Source organism: Zoogloea sp. GW822-FHT05C07 (genome assembly GCF_058800215.1).
In genome coordinates, this window is record NZ_CM179510.1 from 1,923,868 (window position 1) to 1,941,436 (window position 17,569).

The 17,569-nt window shown below is 66.5% G+C and carries 13 protein-coding genes; 5 read left to right on the plus strand and 8 right to left on the minus strand.

What is annotated here, in order from left to right; translation table 11 throughout:
* Nucleotides 1–2 precede the first annotated feature (2 nt).
* The 4 genes from AC3QL2_RS09155 to argS all read right to left on the minus strand — a co-directional run bounded on the left by AC3QL2_RS09155 (nucleotide 3) and on the right by argS (nucleotide 4,030).
* A complete protein-coding gene (locus tag AC3QL2_RS09155; RefSeq protein ID WP_493233223.1) occupies nucleotides 3–770 on the minus strand; it encodes an SDR family oxidoreductase in 768 nt (255 codons plus the stop codon).
* A 72-nt stretch (nucleotides 771–842) separates the two neighbouring features.
* Nucleotides 843–1,484, minus strand: a complete 642-nt coding sequence (locus AC3QL2_RS09160; RefSeq protein WP_493233224.1) for a thiol:disulfide interchange protein DsbA/DsbL — start codon at nucleotides 1,482–1,484, stop codon at nucleotides 843–845.
* Nucleotides 1,485–1,513: 29 nt separating this feature from the next.
* Nucleotides 1,514–2,278, minus strand: coding sequence for an SPOR domain-containing protein (locus AC3QL2_RS09165; protein ID WP_493233225.1), 765 nt, complete (start codon nucleotides 2,276–2,278; stop codon nucleotides 1,514–1,516).
* Nucleotides 2,279–2,296: 18 nt separating this feature from the next.
* Complete coding sequence (gene argS / locus AC3QL2_RS09170) at nucleotides 2,297–4,030, minus strand: arginine--tRNA ligase (RefSeq protein ID WP_493233226.1); 1,734 nt, start codon at nucleotides 4,028–4,030, stop codon at nucleotides 2,297–2,299.
* A gap of 153 nt (nucleotides 4,031–4,183) precedes the next feature.
* Here argS and AC3QL2_RS09175 point away from each other — a divergent pair, with 153 nt between their 5' ends.
* The 5 genes from AC3QL2_RS09175 (at nucleotide 4,184) to AC3QL2_RS09195 (ending at nucleotide 10,471) form a co-directional block, all read left to right on the plus strand.
* The gene (locus AC3QL2_RS09175) at nucleotides 4,184–4,846 is read left to right on the plus strand and encodes a hypothetical protein (RefSeq protein WP_493233227.1); all 663 of its coding nucleotides are present in this window, start codon (nucleotides 4,184–4,186) and stop codon (nucleotides 4,844–4,846) included.
* Between the two features lie 72 nt (nucleotides 4,847–4,918).
* Entirely contained in the window at nucleotides 4,919–6,454 is a 1,536-nt protein-coding gene (ubiB, locus tag AC3QL2_RS09180) for a ubiquinone biosynthesis regulatory protein kinase UbiB (protein WP_493233228.1), read from the plus strand.
* A 138-nt stretch (nucleotides 6,455–6,592) separates the two neighbouring features.
* Complete coding sequence (rocD, locus tag AC3QL2_RS09185) at nucleotides 6,593–8,722, plus strand: ornithine--oxo-acid transaminase (RefSeq protein ID WP_493233229.1); 2,130 nt, start codon at nucleotides 6,593–6,595, stop codon at nucleotides 8,720–8,722.
* Nucleotides 8,719–9,069: a YajD family HNH nuclease gene (locus AC3QL2_RS09190; RefSeq protein ID WP_481119989.1), complete on the plus strand. Its 351-nt coding sequence runs from the start codon at nucleotides 8,719–8,721 to the stop codon at nucleotides 9,067–9,069. The genes rocD and AC3QL2_RS09190 overlap by 4 nt, the downstream gene beginning before the upstream one ends.
* Before the next feature lie 139 nt (nucleotides 9,070–9,208).
* Entirely contained in the window at nucleotides 9,209–10,471 is a 1,263-nt protein-coding gene (locus AC3QL2_RS09195) for an Hsp70 family protein (protein WP_493233544.1), read from the plus strand.
* Between the two features lie 135 nt (nucleotides 10,472–10,606).
* On the opposite strand, the gene accC is transcribed toward AC3QL2_RS09195, so the two are convergent.
* The 4 genes from accC to scpA all read right to left on the minus strand — a co-directional run bounded on the left by accC (nucleotide 10,607) and on the right by scpA (nucleotide 17,424).
* Nucleotides 10,607–12,610: an acetyl-CoA carboxylase biotin carboxylase subunit gene (gene accC / locus AC3QL2_RS09200; RefSeq protein WP_493233230.1), complete on the minus strand. Its 2,004-nt coding sequence runs from the start codon at nucleotides 12,608–12,610 to the stop codon at nucleotides 10,607–10,609.
* Nucleotides 12,611–12,630: 20 nt separating this feature from the next.
* Entirely contained in the window at nucleotides 12,631–14,166 is a 1,536-nt protein-coding gene (locus AC3QL2_RS09205; protein ID WP_493233231.1) for an acyl-CoA carboxylase subunit beta, read from the minus strand.
* Between the two features lie 35 nt (nucleotides 14,167–14,201).
* Nucleotides 14,202–15,194 (minus strand): methylmalonyl Co-A mutase-associated GTPase MeaB, encoded by a 993-nt coding sequence (gene meaB, locus AC3QL2_RS09210; RefSeq protein WP_493233232.1) that lies wholly within the window; start codon nucleotides 15,192–15,194, stop codon nucleotides 14,202–14,204.
* 67 nt (nucleotides 15,195–15,261) lie between these two features.
* The gene (gene scpA / locus AC3QL2_RS09215; RefSeq protein ID WP_493233233.1) at nucleotides 15,262–17,424 is read right to left on the minus strand and encodes a methylmalonyl-CoA mutase; all 2,163 of its coding nucleotides are present in this window, start codon (nucleotides 17,422–17,424) and stop codon (nucleotides 15,262–15,264) included.
* Nucleotides 17,425–17,569 lie beyond the last annotated feature (145 nt).

Sequence of the window (17,569 nt, forward strand, 5' to 3'; positions counted from 1 at the left end):
GGCTACAGCGGCAAACCCCGTGGCTTGCGTCCGGCCCGCGCGAACAGGCGGTCGAACAGTGGATTGGGCAGCAGGCGCAGCAGCTTGGCCACCACACCCATCTGCCACGGGATGACGGTGTAACCGACGCCCGCCTCGATGGCCCGCGCAAAGCGCCGCGCAGCCTCGTCGGCGGGCAGCAGGAAAGGCATCGGGTACGGGTTGATGGCGGTCATCGGCGTGTCGATGTAGCCCGGCGCGATGGTCACCACCTTCACGCCGCTGCCGTGCAACTCGACGCGCAGGCTCTCCAGGTAGGCGATCGCCGCCGCCTTCGACGCGCTGTAGGCACCGGCGCCGGGCAGCCCCCGGATGCCAGCCACCGACGCGATGCCGACCAGGCGCCCGCGGCCACAGCCGCGCAAGGGCGCAACGAAGGGCTGGAAGCTGGCGACAATGCCCAGCACGTTGGTGCGCAGCACGCGCTCGAAGGCCGCCAGATCGTCGGCCTCCTCGGTCAGCGTACCCACCGACACACCGGCGTTGGCGATGACCACGTCGGGCACACCGAAGCGGGCCATGAAATCCGTGGCGGCATCCGCTAGCGCACCCGGCTCCGCCACGTCGACGCAATACAGCGCATGCGTGCCGGGCAGGCTGTCAGCCAGTTCGGTCAGCGCGTCGCGACGCCGCCCGACCAGGCCCAGGCTGGCTCCGGCAGCGGCGTAATGACGCGCCAGCGCGGCACCGATGCCGCTGGAGGCGCCGGTGATGAAGACGCGGAGAGCCACGAAAGAGGAAAAAGGAAGGGAAAGAGGACTGAGGCCGCGGCGCGATCGCACCGCGGCCCGAACGGAAGGCGCTTACTTGCGGCCCTGTTCGCCGCGGGCGCGGACGATCAGCTGGTCGGCCACCTTCAGGGAGTTCTCGTGGGAGCCGGCGATGGAGGCGGAAGTGAAATACTTGCCGTCGATCGCGAGAGTCGGCACACCCTGGATCTTGTAGTCGCGGCCGAGCTTCTCGACACGCTGCAGGCCAACCTGCACGCCGAAGGAGCGGTAGGCGTCGAGGAACTTCTTGCTGTCGATCCCCTTCTTGGCCGCCCACTCCTGCGCACCGGCCTCGGTGTGCAGCGGCTGCTTGTCGGTCTGCACCGCCTCGAAGACCTGCCCGTGCAGGCGGGCCAGGTCGCCGGTGGCCGCCAGCGTGAGATGCAGACGGGCCAGGCCGGTCAGCTGGGGATTGCCCCAGGTCACCGGGATGCGGTGGAAATACACGTCGGCGGGCAGCTTCTTGACCCATTGCTCAAGCAGCGGATCGAAGGCGCGGCAGTGCGGGCAGCCGTAATGGAAGAACTCGATCACCTCAACCTTGCCCTTGGACTCCGTCGGCTGCGGCGGCGAAACCAGTTCGAAGCCGCTGCCGCTCTGGGCCAGGACGGGCCGCCCGACGAGGCCGACGGCCACCGCGGCGGAAAGCTGTTTGAGGACATCACGACGCTGCATTACGGTTTCTCCTTGAAGCGGCAAAGCTCTCATTGAGCAGTGCCGGCCGGCTTTGGTTCCTTGGGTTTGATGCGGACGATGGCGGCGTTGATGCCGCTGTTCGCCAGCTGCTGGCGGGCCTTGTTCATTTCATCGGCGCCGAGGTAGGGGCCGGTCCGGACCCGGTGCACGGTGCCCTTCTCGGGCACGTCCACCTTCTGCACGCTGGCCTCCACTCCCATCAACGCAAGACGCGCCTTCAGGTTGTCAGCCTCGGACGGATCCTCGAAGGAACCCGCCTGCAGGTAGTACTTCTCGGGCGCCAGCGGCTTGTCGAGCAGTGCCGCTTCGGCCTTGGCGTGCTCGGCGTCGGCCTTGGCCTTGTCACCCTTCTGCGCGTCGTCAGGCTTGGTGGCGGGCTTGTCGGTCTTGGCCGTCTTGTCGCTCTTCTCAGGCTTGGCCGGCTTGATGTCCTCGGTGGTTTCCTCGGGCTTGCCCGGTGCCGGCAGCGCATCGGTGCCCTTGGGCAGCACGTTGTAGAAGTCGAAGCGCGGCTTCTCCACCGGCTTGTCGCCGGCCTTGCCGGGCAGCGCGATGGGCTCGCCGCTCTGCGGCTTGGGCAGCGGCGGTGGAGCCACCGGCTTTTCTTCCTGCTTCGACTTCTGGAACGGCGAGGCCGACGTGAAGTACAGCGCAATCCCCGCCGCGACCAGTGCGCCGAGGATCAGCCCAACGAAGATGCCGACCAGGGTGCTGCCCCGGCTGCCCGATTTCGGTTTGTTGGTCTGCAGACGGGGTTTCAGATCACGGCTCATTAACGACGGGTCCGGCGATTACATGGATTCGGGAGCGGAGACGCCGAGCAGCGCGAGGCCGTTGCGGATCACCTGGCGCACCGCCGCGGCCAGGGACAGGCGAGCGAGCTTGAGGCCTTCGTCGTCCACCAGCATGCGTTCGGCGTTGTAGTAGCTGTGGAACTCGCCGGCCAGGTCCTTCAGGTAGAAGGCGATCTGGTGCGGGGCGTAGTCGGCGGCGGCGCTGCGGACGATCTCAGGGAAGGCGGTCAGGCGCGCACACAGGGCCAGCTCGCGTTCGTTGTCGAGGCGGGCGAAGTCGGCTTCGAGCAGGTCGGCCGGCGTGCCGTTCCACTGGTTGAGCACCGAGCACAGGCGGGCGTGGGCGTACTGGATGTAATACACCGGGTTCTCGTTGCTCTGGCTCTTGGCCAGGTCGAGGTCGAAGTCCAGGTGCTGATCGGCCTTGCGCAGCACGTAGAAGAAACGACAGGCGTCGTTACCGACCTCCTTGCGCAGTTCGCGCAGCGTGACGAACTCGCCGGAGCGGGTGGACATCGCCGCCTTCTGGCCGTCGCGGTACAGCACAGCGAACTGCACCAGCGCCACGTCAAGCTTCTCGGGCGGCAGTCCGAGGGCCTGCAGGGCGCCCTTCACGCGCGGGATGTAGCCGTGGTGGTCGGCGCCCCAGATGTCGATGACGCGGTCGAAGCCACGCTCATACTTGTTGGCGTGGTAGGCGATGTCGGACGCGAAGTAGGTGTACAGGCCGTTCTCACGTTGCACGACGCGGTCCTTCTCGTCGCCGAAGGCGGTGGAGCGGAACCACTTGGCGCCGTCCTGCTCGTACAGGTGACCGCCGGCTTCCAGCGCGGTGACGGCCTTCTCGACCAGACCGGTGTCGAACAGGGAGCGCTCGGAGAACCACTTGTCGAAGGTCACGCCGAACTCGGCCAGATCCTCGCGGCCGTCGCCGAGCTGCTCGGTGAGTGCGAAACCATGCACCCACGCGTAGTCGGAGCCGAGCAGGTTCTTGGCGTTGGCGATCAGCGCATCCAGGTGGCCTTCCTTGTCGGCCTCGACGGACGGCGCGCCGGCCAGCACGTCGGCGGCGGACACCTTGGCGAAGCGGTCGGCGTGGGATTCCTTGATCTGCGCCGCCATGTCCTTCACGTAATCGCCCTGGTAGGCGTTGGGCGGGAAAGCAATCGCGATACCGAACAGATCGAGGTAGCGCAGCCAGGTGGACAGCGCCAGGATGTCCATCTGCCGGCCGGCGTCATTGATGTAGTACTCGCGGGTGACTTCGAAACCGGCGAAGTCGAGCACGTCGGACAGGGACGCGCCGTAGGCTGCACCGCGGCCATGGCCGACGTGCAGCGGGCCGGTGGGGTTGGCGGAGACGAACTCCACCTGCACCTTGACGCCGCTCTTATCGCCGCGGCCGAAGGCCTCGCCGCGCTCCAGCACGCTGCGCACGACGGCGGTCTTGGCGTCGGAGACCAGCGTGAAGTTGATGAAACCGGCGCCGGCCACTTCGGCCTTGGCGATCAGGTCGGACTTGGGCAGTTCGGCCAGCAGCAGGTTGGCCAGTTCGCGCGGATTGCGCTTCAGCGGCTTGGCCAGCTGCAGCGCCAGGTTGCTTGCAAAATCACCGTGGCCGGCCTGCTTCGGGCGTTCCAGGTTGATGGGGGTTTCGGCCTGTTCGGGGGCGACGCTCAACAAGGCGGCGCGCAGAAGGTCGGCAAGCTGGGTTTTGGAATCGGCGCTCATGGCAAACACTGCGACTAAAAGCACAGGATTATATCCAAGCAGGCGTTACCACGGCGGGACACCGTGCCGCACTGGTAACAAAGTGCGACCGGCATGGAAAAAAACATGTCCTTGCCCTATCGTTGTGCTCCGTGTGCGCCGCCGGAAACGACCGTGAGCCCTCTTCTCCGACCGACCCTTTTCCTTGCTAGCCTGCTGGCCGCTGCGCTGGCCCGCGCCGAGCCCGCCACGCTGCACTGGCCAGTGCCGATGCCGGCCGGCCCGGGCTGGCGCATCGTCGACCTGCGTGAGGGCAAGGGCGTCCGCCACGAGGAATACCTGCCCCGCGGTCAGGGCCTGGAAGACTACCGCGACCGCATCCTGGTGCAGCGCTTCGCCGCCCAGGACATGGGCCCCGACACCTACCTCGCCTACATCGCCGCAGGGCTGGCCCGGCATTGCGCCGGCTTCACCACCAGCGGCATGCTCAGCGCGGTCCGCGACGGCCTGCCGGGCGCCACCCGCACGGCCTACTGCGGTAATTTCGAGAACCGCCCCTACGGCTATGTCATCGCACAGAAGGCGATCCGCGACGGCGATTACCTGTTCGTCGTCGAACGGGAATGGCGCCTGCCGGCCTTTTCGATCGACGACAGCGGCATGGCCAGCCTGAGTTTCGGCAGCCCGGCCGAGGACGAAGCCCTGAAGCGGGAGATCCACGCCACCACCCGCTGGCTGCTGGAGCAGGTGCAGCCGGGGCGCAGTGCAACAGCCCCCGTGGCGGCCACGCCGGCAGCGCCGCCGACAACGCCGCCACGCCCCGCCAAGCGGCGCTGAGCACGCGCCCTGCCGGCTTTCGTCACCCGGCCTTTCCGGGCACAATTCGCGTTTTCCTCCTCTAAAGCCGCCGTGCGCCTCTTCCGACTCGTCAAGATCGTCTCCGTGAGCCTGAAATACGGGCTCGACCAGATGGTCCTCTCCAACGAGCCGACCGGCCGCCTGGCCTGGCTGGCCAAGCTCACCCGCTTCCGCCGGACCTTCAATGAACCGTCCGGTGCGCGGCTGCGCCAGGCCCTCGAATCCCTCGGCCCGATCTTCGTCAAGTTCGGCCAGATGCTGTCCACCCGCCGCGACCTGCTGCCGCCGGCCATCGCAGAAGAGCTGGCGCGCCTGCAGGACCGGGTGCCGCCCTTCTCCAGCGCGGAAGCCCTCGCCCAGTTGCAGGAAGCCTATGGCAAGCCCGCTGACGAAGTCTTCGCGCGCTTCGAGCGGGAGCCAGTCGCCTCCGCCTCCATCGCCCAGGTGCACTTCGCCGAACTGCCCGACGGCACCGAAGTGGCGGTGAAGATCCTGCGCCCCGGCATCGCGCCGGTCATCGCCCACGACCTGGCCCTGCTCGACGTGGCCGCCACGGTGCTCGAAAAGGTGTGGCCGGAAGGCCGCCGCCTCAAGCCGCGGGAAGTGGTCGCCGAGTTCTCCAAGTACCTACGCGACGAGCTCGACCTGATGCGCGAAGCCGCCAACTGCTCCCAGTTGCGGCGCAACTTCAAGGACTCCGAGCTGCTCGTGGTACCCGAGGTGCATTGGGACTTCTGCTCCACCAACGTGATGGTGATGGAGCGCATGAAGGGCATCCCGATCTCCCAGCTCGAGGCCCTCAAGCAGAACGGCATCGACCTCAAGCACCTGTCCCGCGCGGGCGTCGAGATCTTCTTCACGCAGGTCTTCCGTGACGGCTTCTTCCACGCCGACATGCACCCCGGCAACATCTTCGTGGCCACCGACGGCCCGGCCCGCGGGCGCTACATCGCACTGGACTTCGGCATCATCGGCACGCTCAACGACTCCGACAAGAAGTACCTCGCCACCAACTTCCTGGCCTTCTTCCAGCGCGATTACCGGCGCGTCGCGCTGGCCCACATCGAGGCCGGCTGGGTGCCGTCGCACACCCGCGTGGACGAGTTCGAAGGGGCGATCCGCGCGGTCTGCGAGCCGATATTCGACCGCCCGCTGAAGGACATCTCCTTCGGCAAGACGCTGCTGCGCCTGTTCCAGACCGCCCGCCGCTTCGAGATGGAAGTCCAGCCCCAGCTCGTGCTGCTGCAGAAGACCCTGCTCAACATCGAGGGCCTCGGCCGCCAGCTCGACCCGGATCTCGACCTGTGGAAGACCGCCAAGCCCTTCCTCGAACGTTGGATGAACGACCAGATCGGCTGGCGCGCGCTGCTGCGCCACGTCAAGGACGAAGCCCCGTCGTGGGCAGCCACGCTGCCGCAGCTGCCGCGCCTGATGCACAAGATCCTGGCCCAGCCGGTGGCGGAAGACCACCGCGCCGAACTGGCCCGGCTCGTCGTCGAAAGCCGCCGCACCCGCTACTGGCTGATCGGCTGCACCGTGCTGCTGACCGCGCTGGCCGCCATCGAGACCTGGCACCTGCTGCACTGACCGGGGCCGCAAAGCGGCACGGCACAACTCCGTCACACCCCGCGCACAGCCAGCGGCGGCACAGCTGAACGAAGCCACCATCACCCGCTCAAACAGGTATGACGGCCATCTCGGCCTAACCGCCTTCGGAGGAAGACCATGCCCGCCCCGCTCGTGCCCGTCCGCCCGGTCAGCATCATCGGAGTCGGATCCTGCCTCGGCGCACCGATCTTCGGCCCCGCCGCCGGCCCGCGCACCCTCAAGGATCTCGGCCTCGACGCCCAGTTGCGCAGTCGCGGCATCCCTGCACACTGGCAGTCACTGCATGAACCGAGCGCCCCCAAGCCGCCGCGCGCATCGCTGCCGGAACGGCTGGGCAACATCAGCGCCCTGCTCCACGACCTGGCCGACGAAGTCGCCGCCCTGTGCGCCGACGGCAAGGTGCCGCTGGTGCTGGGCGGCGACCACGCGATCGGCGCCGGCACCTGGCGCGGCGCCGCCCGGGCGCTGGCTCCCCGCGGCAAGCTGGGGCTGATCTGGATCGACGCCCACCTGGACTCGCACACCCCGCAGACCAGCCACAGCGGCAACATTCACGGCATGCCGCTGGCCAGCCTGCTCGGCATCGGCGACACGAGCATGACCGGGATTCCCGGCCCCCATCTCGACCCAGCCCATGTAACCATCGTCGGCGCGCGCTCCTGGGAAACGGAAGAACTGGCCCTGCTCAAGCGCCTCGGCGTACGCATCTTCTTCATGCCCGAGGTCAAGCGCCGCGGCCTGCCGGCCGTGCTGTGCGAGGCGATGAGCATCGCCCGCGAGGGCACCGCCGGCTTCGGCGTGTCGGTGGACCTCGACTCCGTCGATTGCGCGCTGCTGCCGGCCACCACCTGCCTGGAGCCGGGCGGCCTCGACCCGCAGGAGCTCGCCGACAGCCTGCACGGCCTGCGCAGTTGCGCCGACCTGGTGGCGCTGGAGATCGTCGAATACGTGCCGGAACGGGACCGGGACGGCCGCGGCGCCGCCTGGGTGCGGGATTTCGCAGCGGCAGCGCTGGGCCCGACCACCACCAACCTGCTGGCCCGCGAGCAGACCTTCGGCGCCCACAACTACGCCCCGCTGCCGGTGGTGTTCACCCGCGGCGAAGGCGTCTGGCTGTGGGACGTGGAAGGCCGGCGCTACCTGGACATGATGAGCGCCTACTCGGCGGTCAGCTTCGGCCACAGCCATCCGCGCCTGGTCAAGGTCCTCGCCGATCAGGCCCAGCGCCTGGCGCTGACCTCCCGCGCGTATGCCAACGACCGCCTGCCGCTGATGCTGGAGCGCCTGTCGGCGCTGCTCGGCTACGACCAGGCACTGCCGGTGAACACCGGCCTGGAGGCCGTCGAAACCGCCCTAAAGGCGGCCCGCAAATGGGCCCACAAGATCAAGGGCGTGCCGGAGGGGCAGGCCGAGATCATCGTCTGCGCCGATAACTTCCACGGCCGCTCGACGACCATCATCGGCTTCTCGTCGGAGGCCCAGTACCGGGACGGCTTCGGCCCCTTCGCGCCGGGCTTCCGCAGCATCCCCTTCGGCGACGCCGATGCCCTCGCCGCAGCCATCACACCGCACACCGCGGCCTTCCTGTTCGAACCGATACAGGGCGAGGGCGGCATCCACGTGCCGCCGGACGGCTGGCTCGTTCGCTGCGCCGAGATCTGCCGCGCCAACAACGTGCTGCTGATCGCCGACGAGGTGCAGACCGGCCTTGGCCGCACCGGCCGCCTGCTGGCCTGCGAGCACGACGGCGTGCGCCCCGACGGCGTGATCCTCGGCAAGGCCCTCGGCGGCGGCCTACTGCCGGTGTCGGCCTTCCTGGCCGACGAGGCGGTGATGCAGGTTTTCCACCCCGGCGACCATGGCTCCACCTTCGGCGGCAACCCGCTCGGTGCCGCCGTCGCCGCCGAAGCTCTGGCGCTGCTGGCCGAGGAAAAGCTGGTGGAGCGCGCCGACCGCCTCGGCAGCGCCTTCATGGCCCGCCTGCAGGCCATCAGCAACCCGCTGATCCGCGAAGTACGCGGCCGCGGCCTGTTGATCGGCATGGAACTGGACACCCGCCGCGTCAATGCCCGCACCGCCGCCGAATGGCTGCTGGCCCGCGGCCTGATGACCAAGGACACCCACGACTCCGTGCTGCGCTTCGCACCGCCGCTGGTGGTGACCGAAACCGAGCTGGACTGGGCGGTAACGGTCATCGAAGATGCGCTGGCCGACCTCGAACAACGCCTTTCCGGAAACAAGCCATGAGCGACAAACTTGACCGCCTCGTCCTCGAAGCCCGCCGCGCCGCCGACAAGCGCGCAGAGGGCTACCGCGAGAAGGCCCTGAAGATCTACCCGTGGGTATGCGGCCGCTGCGCCCGCCAGTTCACCGTCACCAACCTGCGCGAACTGACGGTCCACCACCGCGACCACAACCACGACAACAACCCGCCCGACGGCAGTAACTGGGAGCTGCTGTGCGTGTATTGCCACGACAACGAACACCAGCGCCAGCTCGAAGCCACCCAGGGCAACGTCACCGCCAAACAGCCCGGCAAGGCTGCCACCCATTCGCCGTTTGCGGGGCTGGGAGCATTGCTGAAAAAGGACTGAGCCCGGGCGGCGCACGCGCCGCCGCAACGGAATTCCGCCTGCGCCCTGTCCCGGCCGGCACGCCGGCCTGCCATCGCCATCTTCACCCCACCCGACAAGGGGCGTAGCATTCTGCCCCTTGCCCACCCCCCGCATCGCCATGAGCATCAGCCCCGCCCGCGCCTGCGGCATCGACTTCGGCACCTCCAACTCCACTGTCGGCTGGCTGCGGCCCGGCCTGCCAACCCTGCTGTCATTGGAGGACGGCAAGGCGACGCTGCCGTCCGCCGTGTTCTTCAATGCGGACGAGGAAACCACCCACTACGGGCGGGATGCGCTGGCGGAATACCTGGAAGGCTACGAAGGGCGCCTGATGCGGGCCATCAAGAGCCTGCTGGGCAGCAACCTGATGGACGGCAGCACCGAGGTCGGCGGCCGCGCGCTACGCTTCCGCGACCTGCTGGCGAGCTTCATCGGCGAGCTGAAGAGCCGCGCCGAGGCCGAGGCCGGGCGCAGCTTCGAGCAGGCGGTGTTCGGCCGCCCAGTGTATTTCGTGGACGACAACGCGGCCGCCGACCAGCGCGCCCAGGACACCCTGGAAGCGATCGCCCGCCAGGTGGGCTTCAAGGACGTCAGCTTCCAGTTCGAGCCGATCGGTGCGGCGCTGCACTACGAGGCTGGCCTCGACCGGGAGGAACTGGTGCTGATCGCCGACATCGGCGGCGGTACCGCCGACTTCTCGCTGGTTCGCCTGTCGCCTGAACGTGCCAAAAGCGTCGACCGCCGCGAGGACCTGCTCGGCAACGCCGGCCTGCACGTGGGCGGCACCGACTTCGACCGGGCGCTGAGCCTGGAATGCGTGATGCCGCTGCTCGGCTACAAGGGGCTGATGAAGAACGGTGCCGAAGTGCCCTCAACGCTGTTCTTCCAACTGGCTACCTGGCACACCATCAACTTCGCCTACACACGGCAGGCCTTCGCCGACTTCCAGGCCATCTACCGTGACGCGGCAGCGCGCCAGGAGCTGGACCGCCTGGCCCGCCTGATTGGCCAGCGCGAGGGCCACTGGCTGGCCCTGCAGGTCGAACAGGCCAAGATCGACCTGTCCACCGGCAGCACGGCCCACATGGAGCTGGATCGCCTGGAGCCGGGGCTGACCCACGAGATCAGCCGCGAGGCCTTCACGCTGGCCACCCGCAGCCTGGTCGAGCGCGTCGCGGCTACCGTTGGCAAACTGCTCGACGAAGCCGGTGTGGCCCGCGACCAAGTAGACACGCTGTACTTCACCGGCGGCGCCAGCGGCGTGCCGCAGCTGCGCGAGCGTATCGCCGCCGAACTGCCCAAGGCCCGCGCGGTGGAAGGTGACCTGTTCGGCAGCATCGGCGCCGGCCTGGCCGTAGAGGCGGCACGCCGCTACGGCTGACAAAAAAAGGGGCCGTCCTGAGACGACCCCGCTCCCTCGACAGGAACCCGCTTTTCGGCGGATCTCCCTCCCCATCGAACGAAAACCAACTGTCGCGCCATCCGGCCGGGAAAGCCGGATGGCGCCGGGTATCGATTACTCGAACTCGATGATGACTTCGTCCACTGCCAGGCTTCCGCCTGCTGCGGCAACGATCTTCTTGACCTTGCAGTCCTGCTCGGCCTTCAGGATGTTTTCCATCTTCATCGCTTCGATGACCGCCAGCTTCTCGCCGGCCTTCACTTCCTGACCGACCTGCACGGAGATTTCGCGCAGCAGGCCCGGCATCGGGGACAGCAGGAACTTGGACAGGTCGGGCGGCAGCTTCTCGGGCATCAGCGCCAGCAGTTCGGCGGCACGGGCGCTCATGACCATGAAGTCGGCGCGGGTGCCCCAGTGGAACAGGCTGTACTTGATCTTGTGGCGCTCGACCTGGAGGGTGAACTCCTCACCGTTGCAGGTGCCGTTGAACAGGGACTCGCCAAGCTTCCAGTCGGACTTGATCTCGTAGCTCTCGCCCTTGTATTCCACGTGGTAGCCGCCATCGATCGGACGGGCGACGACCGGGTGGTGCTCGTTGCCGTCCTTGTTCAGGCGGATCACCATCCAGTGGTCATCGACGATGCGCTCGTGGCCCTGCAGCTGGCCGGTGATGGACGCGGCACGGTCGGTGAAGGCGCGATAGACGTAGGCCGCGACGGAGACCAGCAGGGCCGGATCGTCGTGGGGTACCATCGAGGCATCGAAGCCGGTCGGGTAGTGCTTGGGGATGAAGCCGGTGTCGAAGATGCCGGAGTGGAAGACCGGATGCTGCATCAGCGCGGCCTGGAACGGAATGTTCGAGGAGATGCCGCGGATGACGAAGCCGTTCAGCGCGTCACGCATGCGGGAAATCGCCTGCTCGCGGGTGGCGCCGTGCACGATCAGCTTGGCGATCATCGAGTCGTAGAACATCGAGATCTCACCGCCATCGTACACACCGGTATCGACACGCACCTGGCCCGCCACTTCCTTCGGCGGCTGGAACTTGACCAGGCGGCCGGTGGACGGCAGGAAGCCGCGGAACGGATCTTCGGCGTTGATGCGGCATTCCATCGCCCAGCCGTTGATCTGCACATCGGCCTGGGCCAGCGGCAGCTTCTCGCCGTAGGCGACGCGGATCATCTGCTCGACGAGGTCGAGGCCGGTGATCAGCTCGGTGACCGGGTGTTCCACCTGGAGACGGGTGTTCATCTCGAGGAAGTAGAACTCCTTGGTCGCGCCGGACACGACGAACTCGACGGTACCCGCGGATTCGTAATTCACCGCACGGGCGAGCGCGACGGCCTGTTCGCCCATCGCCTTGCGCATTTCGGGGTCGACGAAGGGGCTCGGCGCCTCTTCGATGACCTTCTGGTGGCGGCGCTGGATCGAGCAATCGCGCTCGTTCAGATAAACGTAGTTGCCGTGGCTGTCGCCGAGCACCTGGATTTCGATGTGGCGCGGCTCGAGCACGTACTTCTCGATGAAGACGCGGTCGTCGCCGAAGGAGTTGCGCGCCTCGTTGACGCAGGACGAGAAGCCTTCATGGGCTTCGGCGTCGTTGTAGGCCACGCGCAGGCCCTTGCCACCGCCGCCGGCGGAAGCCTTGATCATCACCGGGTAGCCGATGTTCTTGGCGATGGCGACCGCTTCATCGGGGCCGGAGATCGCATCGTTGTAACCGGGGATGGTGTTGACCCCGGCTTCGATGGCGAGCTTCTTGGACTCGATCTTGTCGCCCATCTTGGCGATGGAGTAGTGCTTCGGCCCGATGAACTTGATGCCTTCTTCTTCCAGGCGGCGCGAGAACTCGGCGTTCTCGGACAGGAAGCCGTAGCCCGGATGGACCGCCTCGGCGCCGGTCTGCTTGCAGGCGGCGATGATCTTGTCGGCGACCAGGTAGGATTCCTTGGAAGCCGCCGGTCCGATGCACACGGCCTCGTCGGCCAGGTCCACGAACAGGGCGTCCTTGTCGGCCTCGGAATAGACGGCGACGGTCGCGATGCCCATCTTGCGGGCAGTCTTGATGACGCGGCAGGCGATTTCGCCGCGGTTTGCAATCAGGATCTTGGTAAACATGTCTTGGGCGTCCTCGGCGATCACAGCGGAATGTTGCCGTGCTTGCGCCACGGGTTATCGAGCTGCTTGTCCTTCAGCATCGCCAGCGAGCGGGCGATCCGCTTGCGGGTGGCGTGCGGCATGATGACGTCGTCGATAAAGCCGCGGGCACTGGCCACGAACGGGTTGGCGAACTTTTCCTTGTACTCGGCTTCACGCTCGGCGAGCTTGGCGGGATCGTTCTTCTCTTCGCGGAAGATGATCTCCACGGCGCCCTTCGGGCCCATCACCGCGATTTCGGCGGACGGCCAGGCGAGGTTCACGTCGCCGCGCAGGTGCTTGGAGGACATCACGTCGTAAGCGCCACCGTAGGCCTTGCGGGTGATCACGGTAACCTTCGGCACGGTGCACTCGGCGTAGGCGTAAAGCAGCTTGGCGCCATGCTTGATGATGCCGCCATATTCCTGGGCGGTACCCGGCATGAAGCCCGGGACGTCCACGAAGGTGACCACCGGAATGTTGAAGGCATCGCAGAAGCGGACGAAGCGAGCGGCCTTGATGGCGCTCTTGATGTCCAGGCAGCCGGCCAGCACCAGCGGCTGGTTGGCAACGATGCCCACCGGGCTGCCGTCGATGCGGCCGAAACCGATGATGATGTTCTTGGCGTAGTCGGGCTGCAGCTCGAAGAAGTCGCTGTCGTCGACGATCTTGACGAGCAGCTCCTTCATGTCATACGGCTTGTTGGCGTTGTCCGGCACCAGGGTATCGAGGGAGTAATCGTAACGGGCGACCGGATCGTTAGTCGGCGTGACGGGGGGCATCTCCCGGTTGTTGGCCGGCAGGAAGTTCATGAAGCGGCGCAGCATGGACAGCGCCTCGACATCGTTCTCGAAGGCCAAGTCGGCCACGCCGGACTTGCTGGTGTGGGTGACCGCGCCGCCCAGTTCCTCGGCGGTGACGTCCTCGTGGGTCACGGTCTTCACGACTTCCGGACCAGTCACGAACATGTAGGACGAGTCCTTCACCATGAAGATGAAGTCGGTCATCGACGGGGAGTACACCGCGCCGCCGGCACAGGGGCCCATGATCATGGAGATCTGCGGCACGACGCCGGAGGCCATCACGTTGCGCTGGAACACGTCGGCATAACCGCCGAGGGAGGCCACGCCTTCCTGGATACGGGCGCCGCCCGAGTCGTTGAGGCCGATCACCGGGGCGCCGACCTTCATGGCCTGGTCCATCACCTTGCAGATCTTCTCGGCATGGGTTTCGGACAGGGAGCCGCCGAACACGGTGAAGTCCTGGGAGAACACGAAGACCAGGCGACCGTTGATGGTGCCGTAGCCGACGACCACACCGTCACCCGGGGTCTTTTCGGCTTCGTTCATGCCGAAGTCGACGCAGCGGTGCTCCTTGAACATATCCCATTCCTCGAAGGAATCCGGGTCGAGCAGCAGCTCGATACGTTCGCGGGCCGTCAGCTTGCCCTTCTTGTGCTGGCTGTCGATACGCTTCTGGCCGCCACCCAGGCGGGCCGCTTCGCGCTTCTTTTCCAGCTGGTGGATGATGTCGTGCATTTACAGCCTCCAGTCAAAAATCGGGATGTATTTGTTCAGCCCAGATAGCCCAGCAGCCGCAGCGCGGCCGCGGAAGGCGTCGTCTGGCCGGCCTCGACGGCCGCTTGCAAACCGGGCAGGTCCTGCTGCACCCGGGCGTGACTTGCGAACCGGGCGCGCAGGCCCTGGTCGATGAGTTCCCACATCCACGCGCGGGCCTGTTGGCACCGGCGGGCCTCGAACTCCCCGCTCCGTTTCATGGCGGAACGGTAATCGTTGATGGTATTCCAGAATTCGGCGATGCCCTGCTTCTGCAATGCGGACAGCATCAGCACCGGCGGCATCCAGTTGGGCGAGGCATGGCGCAGCATGCCCAGCGCGCTCTTGATCTGGCCGCGCGCCACGTTGGCGGCCTGCGGGTTGATGTCGGCCTTGTTGATGACGATCAGGTCAGCGATCTCCATGATCCCCTTCTTGATCGCCTGCAGATCGTCACCGGCATTGGGCAGCTGCAGCAGACAGAAGATATCGGTCATGCCGGCCACCGCGGTCTCGGACTGGCCGACGCCGACAGTCTCGATGATGATCACGTCGAAGCCGGCGGCCTCGCAGACCAGCATCGCCTCGCGGGTCTTCTCGGCAACACCGCCGAGGCTGCCCGCCGACGGGCTCGGGCGAATGAAGGCCTCGGTGCGCTGGGACAGCAGCTCCATGCGGGTCTTATCGCCGAGGATGGAACCACCGGTGACACTGGACGACGGATCCACCGCCAGCACCGCCACCTTGTGGCCCTGCTCGATGAGATACAGGCCGAGGGCTTCGATGAAGGTGGACTTGCCGACGCCGGGCACGCCGGAGATGCCGACGCGCATCGACTTGCCGGTGTGCGGCAGCAGGCCTTCCAGCACGTTGCGGGCACGCTGCTTGTGGTCCGCGCGCTGGGACTCGATCAGCGTGATCGTCTTGGCCAGCGGGCGCAACTGGTGCTTGAGGACGCCATCGACCAGGGCCTGGTCGGCGGCATCCCGTTGCGGAAGATCGGCGGGCATGTTCATGGGCTCGATAATGACCTGTGCGCCGACCATGGCCGGCGCACTTGCGGACTCCGGGCGCGGATCAGGCCTTGCGGGCGGCGCGGATCTGCTTCAGCACTTCACGGGCGGCGCTCGGGATCGGGGTGCCCGGTCCGAAGATGCCGGCCGCACCGGCCTGGTACAGCGCGTCGTAGTCCTGGGCCGGAATCACGCCACCGACGAAGGTGATGATGTCGTCGGCACCCTGCTCCTTGAGAGCCTTGATGACTGCCGGCACGAGGGTCTTGTGGCCGGCGGCCAGACTGGAACAGCCCACAGCGTGCACGTCGTTCTCGATGGCGTGGCGGGCAGCCTCTTCGGGAGTCTGGAAGAGCGGTCCGATGTCGATGTCGAAGCCCAGGTCGGCGAAGGCCGAAGCCACCACCTTGGCGCCGCGGTCGTGGCCGTCCTGGCCGAGCTTGGCGATCATGATGCGCGGACGGCGGCCTTCTTCGGCGACGAAGGCGTCGATATCAGCCTTCAGGGCCTGCCAGTCTTCGTTGCCCTCGACCACCGAGTTGTAGATGCCGGTGACTGCCTGCGGGTTGGCGCGGTAGCGTCCGAAGACCACTTCCAGCGCATCGGAGATTTCACCGACGGTGGCGCGCAGGCGCACGGCCTTGACGGCCAGGTCGAGCAGGTTGCCGTTACCGCTCTTGGCGGCTTCCGTCAGCGCAGCCAGCGCGGCGTCGACGGCGGCCTGGTCGCGGGTAGCACGGATACGCGCCAGGCGCTCGATCTGGGCTTCACGCACGACATGGTTGTCGATGTCGAGAATGTCGATCGGGTCTTCCTTGGCCAGCTTGTACTTGTTGACGCCGACGATGACGTCCTTGCCGGAGTCGATGCGGGCCTGCTTCTCGGCGGCGCACTCTTCGACCTTCATCTTGGCCCAGCCGGATTCGACGGCCTTGGTCATGCCGCCCATCGCCTCGATCTCCTCGATCAGGGCCCAGGCCTTGTCGGCCATGTCCTGGGTCAGCTTTTCCATCATGTAGGAGCCAGCCCACGGATCGACGACGCTGGTGATGTGGGTTTCTTCCTGGATGATGATCTGGGTGTTGCGGGCGATACGCGCCGAGAACTCGGTCGGCAGCGCGATGGCTTCGTCCAGCGCGTTGGTGTGCAGGGACTGGGTGCCGCCGAACACCGCGGCCATCGCCTCGATGGTGGTGCGCACGACGTTGTTGTACGGATCCTGCTCGGTGAGCGACCAGCCGGAAGTCTGGCTGTGGGTCCGCAGCATCATGGACTTCTGGCTCTTCGGCTCGAACTGCTTCATGAGGCGCCACCACAGCATGCGCGCGGCGCGCATCTTGGCGATCTCGAGGTAGAAGTTCATGCCCACCGCCCAGAAGAAGGACAGGCGGCCGGCGAAGGTATCCACGTCCATTCCCGACTTGATACCGGTGCGCACGTACTCGACACCGTCGGCCAGCGTGAAGGCCAGCTCGATGGCCTGGTTCGCGCCCGCTTCCTGGATGTGGTAACCCGAAATCGAGATCGAGTTGAACTTCGGCATGTGCGTCGACGTGTAATTGAAGATATCGGCGATGATCTTCATCGACGGCGTCGGCGGGTAGATGTAGGTGTTGCGGACCATGAACTCCTTGAGGATGTCGTTCTGGATGGTCCCGGACAGCTTGTCCTGCGAGACGCCCTGCTCCTCGGCGGCAACGATGTAGCCGGCCAGGATCGGCAGCACAGCGCCGTTCATGGTCATGGAGACGGAGATCTTGTCGAGCGGGATCTCGTTGAAGAGGATCTTCATGTCCTCGACGGAGTCGATCGCCACGCCGGCCTTGCCGACGTCACCGACCACGCGGGGATTGTCGGAGTCGTAGCCGCGGTGGGTGGCCAGGTCGAAAGCCACCGACACGCCCTGGCCGCCGGCGGCCAGCGCCTTGCGGTAGAAGGCGTTGGAGGCCTCGGCAGTGGAGAAGCCGGCATACTGGCGGATGGTCCACGGACGGGCCGCGTACATGGTGGCCTGGGGGCCGCGCAGGAAGGGCTCGAAGCCCGGCAGCGTGTTGGTGTACTTCAGGCCTTCGAGGTCGGCTGCGGTATACAGCGGCTTGACCGTGATGCCTTCCGGCGTCACCCAGTTCAGCTTGGCGACATCGCCTTCAGGAGCCGATTTGGCGGCGGCCTTGTTCCAGGCGGCCAGATCAGGTTGCGGGAAGGTCGGTTCGGTGTTGTTCGCCATGGCTTTTCTACCCTCACGTAGCTGGGCTGTTTACTGCAACCCTTGATAATTAGTGACGTCAGTACCGGCCGTGACCCCTGGCCACGGCCGGCTGCCGTGTCCCGCGCAGGGAAGTTTTCTCCCTCCCTCTGTTTTTGTGGCCCAC

What these genes read in the sequence shown, in the direction of transcription:
- accC (WP_493233230.1), bottom strand. Translation starts at nt 12,610, where the DNA reads ATGTTTACCAAGATCCTGATTGCAAACCGCGGCGAAATCGCCTGCCGC.
- AC3QL2_RS09190 (WP_481119989.1), top strand. Translation starts at nt 8,719, where the DNA reads ATGAGCGACAAACTTGACCGCCTCGTCCTCGAAGCCCGCCGCGCCGCC.
- scpA (WP_493233233.1), bottom strand. Translation starts at nt 17,424, where the DNA reads ATGGCGAACAACACCGAACCGACCTTCCCGCAACCTGATCTGGCCGCC.
- meaB (WP_493233232.1), bottom strand. Translation starts at nt 15,194, where the DNA reads ATGCCCGCCGATCTTCCGCAACGGGATGCCGCCGACCAGGCCCTGGTC.
- AC3QL2_RS09205 (WP_493233231.1), bottom strand. Translation starts at nt 14,166, where the DNA reads ATGCACGACATCATCCACCAGCTGGAAAAGAAGCGCGAAGCGGCCCGC.
- rocD (WP_493233229.1), top strand. Translation starts at nt 6,593, where the DNA reads ATGCCCGCCCCGCTCGTGCCCGTCCGCCCGGTCAGCATCATCGGAGTC.
- AC3QL2_RS09165 (WP_493233225.1), bottom strand. Translation starts at nt 2,278, where the DNA reads ATGAGCCGTGATCTGAAACCCCGTCTGCAGACCAACAAACCGAAATCG.
- argS (WP_493233226.1), bottom strand. Translation starts at nt 4,030, where the DNA reads ATGAGCGCCGATTCCAAAACCCAGCTTGCCGACCTTCTGCGCGCCGCC.
- AC3QL2_RS09160 (WP_493233224.1), bottom strand. Translation starts at nt 1,484, where the DNA reads ATGCAGCGTCGTGATGTCCTCAAACAGCTTTCCGCCGCGGTGGCCGTC.
- AC3QL2_RS09195 (WP_493233544.1), top strand. Translation starts at nt 9,209, where the DNA reads ATGAGCATCAGCCCCGCCCGCGCCTGCGGCATCGACTTCGGCACCTCC.